2 protein-coding genes and 1 pseudogene are annotated in these 6,004 nt (G+C 69.7%); all 3 read left to right on the top strand.

From position 1 onward, the window contains the following. The first annotated feature begins 3,651 nt into the window (after positions 1-3,651). Complete coding sequence (locus BQ8420_RS30875) at positions 3,652-3,846, top strand: DUF3046 domain-containing protein (protein WP_087104048.1); 195 nt, start codon at positions 3,652-3,654, stop codon at positions 3,844-3,846. Between the two features lie 147 nt (positions 3,847-3,993). Further along, positions 3,994-5,136 (top strand): recombinase RecA, encoded by a 1,143-nt coding sequence (gene recA, locus BQ8420_RS30870; protein ID WP_087104046.1) that lies wholly within the window; start codon positions 3,994-3,996, stop codon positions 5,134-5,136. Further along, positions 5,129-5,698: pseudogene (locus BQ8420_RS30865) on the top strand (regulatory protein RecX); the annotation flags it as partial. The gene recA and the pseudogene BQ8420_RS30865, both read left to right, overlap by 8 nt. Between the last annotated feature and the right edge of the window lie 306 nt (positions 5,699-6,004).

Below are 6,004 nucleotides of genomic sequence, written 5' to 3'. Positions count from 1 at the left end.
CCCCCCCCCCCCCCCCCCTTTTTTTTTTAATGATACGGCGACCACCGAGATCTACACCTCTCTATTCGTCGGCAGCGTCTGATGTGTATAAGTGACATACCTCACCGCCTGGGTGAGCGCGTCCAACGACGACGCGAGGTACCCCTCCACCCTGGTCGGTAGCACCAACGACTCCAGGGACGACGCCACCAACGGCACGCCCCTCAAGGACTCCACCGCCTCGAACACCGCGTCCGGACCACGCCACCGCTCACCCGGAACCGCCCGCTGCCACAACGGAGAGAACACCGCCAACGTCGACGGCTCCACCGGCTCCACCTCCCGGCGCAACCGGGCGATCGACCCCCGCCGCAACCGGCGCAGCACATCCGCGTCACACCACTCGGTCCCCGAACCCCCGGGACGGAACCCACCGCGCGCCACCCGTCCCCGACGGGCCAACCCCCGCAGAGCGCCCTCCACGACATCGACGTCCACACCCGACCGGGCCGACACCTCCGCCGACGTGAACGGTCCATGCGTGCGCGCGTACCTGGACACCAGGTCCGTAAGGGGCTCCTCCACCGGCTCCAGGAACACCGACGGCACCCCCGGCGGCGGCTCCGCACCCAGAGCGTCCCGCAACCGCGACACGTCCTCCACCGCGCACCAGCGCTCCACCCCGGCCACCGGCATGCGCACCGCGCGACCGGCACCCTCCAAGTCGAACAACCAGGCGGGGTCCGCCCCACGCTCGACCGCCTCATCGGTCGACAACGGGCCCACCTCGCGCAACAGGTCCGCGGTCCCCTCCAGATCCCGCACCGGCGCGGCCACCCGCTGCAACAGGGCGCCGGTACGCGCCACCACCTCCGGGTCCAACAACTCCCGCAGGTCCGTGCCGCCCAACAGGTCCGCCAACAACGACGTGTCCAGGGTCAACGCCTGGGCCCGGGACTCCGCCGCGGGCGCATCCCCCTCGTACAGGAACGCCGCCGTGTACTCCATCAGCAACGACCGCGCGAACGGCGACGCCCGCGTGGTCTCCACCTCCACCACCCGGATCCGCCGCGCCCGCACGTCCGCCAACACCCGCGTCAACTCCGGAACGTCGAACACGTCCCGCAGACACTCGCGCACCGTCTCCAACACGATCGGGAAGGACCCGTACCGACCCGCCACCGACAACAGGTGCTGGGACCGCAAACGCTGCTGCCACAACGGCATCCGCCGATCCGGACGCTGACGCGGCAACAGCAACGCCCGCGCCGCGCACTCACGGAACCGCGAAGCGAACAACGCCGACCCGGTCAGCTCCTCGGTGACCAACGCCTCCACACCGTCGGGGTCCACCGCCACCAGATCCGCCAACTCACCGGGACGCCCCACGCCGCCGCTCTCCACGTCCGGCAACCGCAGCACGATCCCGTCGTCGCCGTGCACCACCTGGGCGTCCATCCCGAACCGGTCGCGCAACCGCCCACCGATCGCCAACGCCCACGGCGCGTGCACCCTGGCACCCAATGGCGAGTGCACCACCGCGCGCCAGTCGCCCACCTGGTCGCGGAACCGCTCGATCACCACGGTGCGATCGTCCGGAACCTGCCCGGTGGCCTCACGCTGCTCCGCCACGTACTCCACCAGATTGTCCGCCGCCCACGCGTCCAACCCGGCGGTGACCGCCGACGCGCGCCCCTCCACGGCGTCCAACCCCGCCAACTCCCGGGTGGCGGCGCCCACCGCCCGGCCCAGCTCCGCCGGACGGCCCTGCGCGTCCGCCTTCCAGAAGGGCATCCGCCCCGGCCGCCCCGGCGCCGGCGACACCATCACCCGATCGGCCGTGATCGCCTCGATCCGCCACGACGTCGACCCCAACACGAACACGTCGCCCACCCGCGACTCGTACACCATCTCCTCGTCCAACTCACCGACCCGGGTGGGCGCCCGACCATCCGGATCCGAGGCCAGGTGCACCTTGAACAGACCCCGGTCGGGGATGGTCCCACCGCTGATCACCGCCAACCGCTGGGTACCGGGCCGGGCACGCAGCACGTCCTCCTCCCGGTCCCACACCAGGCGTGGCCGCAGCTCCGCGAACTCGTCGGAGGGATAGCGCCCCGACAGCATGTCCAACACCGACCCCAACACCGAGTCGGACAGGTCCGAGAACGGAGCCGCGCGCCGCACCACCGCGGCCAGCCCCGACACCGACCACTCGTCCATCGCCACCATCGCCACGACCTGCTGGGACAACACGTCCAGGGGATTGCGCGGCATCTCCAACCGCTCGATCCCGCCCTCGCGCATCCGCTCGGTCACCACGGTGGTCGCCAACAGGTCGCCCCGGTACTGGGGCAGGAACACCCCGCGCGACACCTCGCCCACCTGGTGCCCGGCCCGCCCGACCCGTTGCAGACCACTGGCCACCGAAGGGGGAGAGGCCACCTGCACCACCAGGTCCACCGCGCCCATGTCCACACCCAGCTCCAGGCTGGAGGTGGCCACCACGCATCGCAGCCGGCCCTCCTTCAGGTCGTCCTCGATCAGCGCCCGCTCCGACTTGGACATCGACCCGTGGTGGGCGCGCGCGATCACCGCGTCCGCGCCCCGGCTCTGCCCGGACTGGCCGCTGACCTGCGCGGCCACCTCCTCTTCGGGAAGCCCGTCACCGGTGCGTTCGGCGTGCAGGTCGTTGAGCCGGGCGCACAGTTTCTCCGCCGTGCGGCGGCCGTTGGTGAACACGATGGTGGAACGGTGCGCCTCCACCAGGTCCAGGACCCGGCGCTCCACGTGCGGCCACACCGGGCCGCCCGGCTCCTCCAGGTCCGGTACCGGTACCTCCACCCGCAGGTCCATGCGCGGTGCGTCCGGCGGGGCGACGATCCGCGCGCCGCCGAGGTAGTCGGCCACCACCTCCCGCGGGCGGACGGTGGCCGACAGCCCGATCCGCTGCGCCGGTCGCGTCGGCCGGTCGGCGAGCCGCTCGCTCAGCCGCTCCAGGCTGAGCGCCAGGTGGGCGCCGCGCTTGGTCCCCGCCAGCGCGTGCACTTCGTCCACGATCACCGTCTCCACCCCGGCCAGACCTTCGCGGGCCTTGGAGGTGAGCACCAGGAACAACGACTCGGGGGTGGTGATGAGCACGTCCGGCGGATGCGTGGCCAGGCGGCGCCGTTCCTGGGCCGGGGTGTCGCCGGTGCGCACCCCCACCGTCACCGGGGACAGTTCCTCTCCGGCGGCGGTCGCGGCGGCGGTGATACCGGCCAAGGGACGACGCAGGTTGCGCTCCACGTCCACCGCGAGCGCTTTCAGCGGGGACACGTACAGGACCCGGCAACGTCGGGAACGGTCCTCGGGCACGGGGGAGTGGAGCAGCCGGTCCAGTGACCACAGGAAGGCGGACAGGGTCTTGCCCGAACCCGTGGGCGCCACCACCAGGGTGTCGTGGCCGCGCGAGACCGAGGACCACGCCTCGACCTGGGCCCGGGTGGGGCCGTTGGGGAAGGCCTGTTCGAACCAGGTCCGTGTCGCCGTGCCGAAGGGTTCCAAGGGGCCGCTCATCCGGCCAGTCTGCCGAAGCGCTCCGACAGAAACCGGACGGTGACACACCCGCTTCCCGAATCGGGCCTGTGGACAACACCACTCGGGTCCCGACCATCACTCATACTGGGGCCGATGAGACTCACCAACTTCTGGAACAACATGCACGAGCAGTTCGGCGAGGTCTACGCCGAGAGTCTCGCCAAGGACTACGTGATCGAGGGACTGGGCTCCCGCACCATCGAACAGGCGTTGGCCGATGGGGTAGGGGCCAAGGAGATCTGGCGAGCGGTGTGCGAGACGTTCGACCTTCCGTCCGCCGCACGCTGAGCGACACGTTCGATCTGTGGAAGAACCTGGAATCGAACATAGGTTCGGGTAGGATGGCACCGCTGGCGAACGTCGCGATTGTCGTACCGACCGCGTAGCGTCAAGCGCATCATGAAGAAAAAGGCATCGACCCAACAGGGGAACCCCGTGGCTTCTGGAGACCGAGACAAGGCTCTCGACACAGCGCTCGCGCAGATCGAGCGGCAGTTCGGCAAGGGCTCCATCATGCGCCTGGGCGACGAGGACCGTCCGCCGATCGAGGCGATCCCCACCGGCGCCATCTCGCTGGACGTGGCCCTGGGCATCGGCGGCCTGCCCAAGGGCCGGGTCGTGGAGATCTACGGTCCCGAGTCCAGCGGTAAGACCACCGTCGCCCTGCACGCGGTGGCCAGCGCGCAGAAACTGGGTGGCATCGCCGCCTTCGTCGACGCCGAGCACGCCCTGGACCCCGAGTACGCCAAGAAGATCGGTGTCGACACCGACGAGCTCCTCCTTTCCCAGCCGGACACCGGTGAGCAGGCGCTGGAGATCGTCGACATGCTGATCCGCTCCGGTGCGATCTCCGTCATCGTCATCGACTCCGTGGCGGCCCTGGTGCCCCGCGCCGAGATCGAGGGTGAGATGGGTGACAGCCACGTCGGCCTACAGGCCCGCCTGATGTCCCAGGCCCTGCGCAAGATCGCCGGCGCGCTGAGCTCCACCGGCACCACCGCGATCTTCATCAACCAGCTGCGCGAGAAGGTCGGCGTCATGTTCGGCTCGCCCGAGACCACCTCGGGTGGTCGGGCGCTCAAGTTCTACGCCTCGGTCCGGTTGGACGTCCGGCGCATCGAGACCCTCAAGGACGGCACCGACGCGGTCGGTAACCGTACGCGGGTCAAGGTCGTCAAGAACAAGGTCGCGCCACCCTTCAAGCAGGCGGAGTTCGACATTCTCTACGGTGTCGGAGTCTCCCGAGAGGGCAGCCTGATCGACCTGGGTGTGGAACACGGCGTCGTACGCAAGTCCGGCGCCTGGTACACCTACGACGGAACACAGCTGGGCCAGGGCAAGGAGAACTCCCGCAAGTTCCTGCTCGAGAACGTCGACATGGCCAACGAGATCGAGAAGAAGATCAAGGAGAAGCTGGGAGTGGGAGCGTCCTCCGGCGACGACAGCGCCTCCGGATCCGACGCCGACACCAAGGCCGACCCGGTCAAGGACGCCGCCGCCAAGGACACCGTCGCCAAGGCCCCCACCACCAAGAAGGCTTCGGTCAAGACTCCGAAGGTGACCGACACGGATGCGTGATCGGCGCCGGTCATCCGACCGCACCGAGCCGGACGAGATGTCCGACCCGGTGAGCGCCGACCAGCCCCCGGACGGGCCCGAGCGCCCGTCCGGGGAGGACCTGGAAGCCAAGGCCAGAAACCTGGCCCTGCGCATGCTCACGCATTCCCCGCGCACCCGCGCCCAACTCGAACGTTCCCTGTACCGGCGGGAATACGAGGAGGAGATCATCACGCGGGCCCTCGACCGGATCGAGGAAGCGGGGCTGATCGACGACGCCGCCTTCGCGAAGGGGTGGGTCTCCTCCCGCCACCACAGCCGACGCCTGTCCCGTCGTGCGCTCTCCCAAGAACTGCGCACCCGCGGGATCGAGGAGGAGACCGTCCGCGAGGCGGTCGCCGAGGTCAGCGACGAGGACGAGACCGAGGCCGCGCGGGCCCTGGCCCGCAAGCGGCTGGCCGGCAGCCGAGGCAAGGACCCCGAGACCCGCATCCGTCGTGCCGTGGGCGCTCTTGCCCGAAAGGGCTATCCGGGTGGTTTGTCGTACCGGATCGTCCGGGAGGAACTGGACGCGGAGACTGAGGCTGAGGCAGAGGCAGAAGCAGAGGCAGAAGCAGAAGCAGAGACAGAGGCGGGCGTGGAGAGGGACACGGAGAGGGACGTGGAGAGGGACGTGGAGAGGGACGCGGAGACTGAGGACTCCGACGTGGTATCGGACACTGACCTGCTCTGAGATGGAGAGGCGTCGGCTTGCTGGGCGTCTTTTGGGTGTGTTGGTGGGGCGACTGAGGGGGTGGTCCTTCTGGTGTTCTGGCGCGGTGACGGTGCGTTCCCCCTTCCCCGCCGCGTGATTGTTGCCGCCCGCACCGCACGCGTCAAGGCGATGTTG

It is taken from the genome of Nocardiopsis sp. JB363, assembly GCF_900143625.1.
GTDB lineage: Bacteria > Actinomycetota > Actinomycetes > Streptosporangiales > Streptosporangiaceae > Nocardiopsis.
This window is presented reverse-complemented; position numbering and strand designations above follow the sequence as displayed.

What these genes read in the sequence shown, in the direction of transcription:
- BQ8420_RS30875 (WP_087104048.1), top strand. Translation starts at nt 3,652, where the DNA reads ATGAGACTCACCAACTTCTGGAACAACATGCACGAGCAGTTCGGCGAG.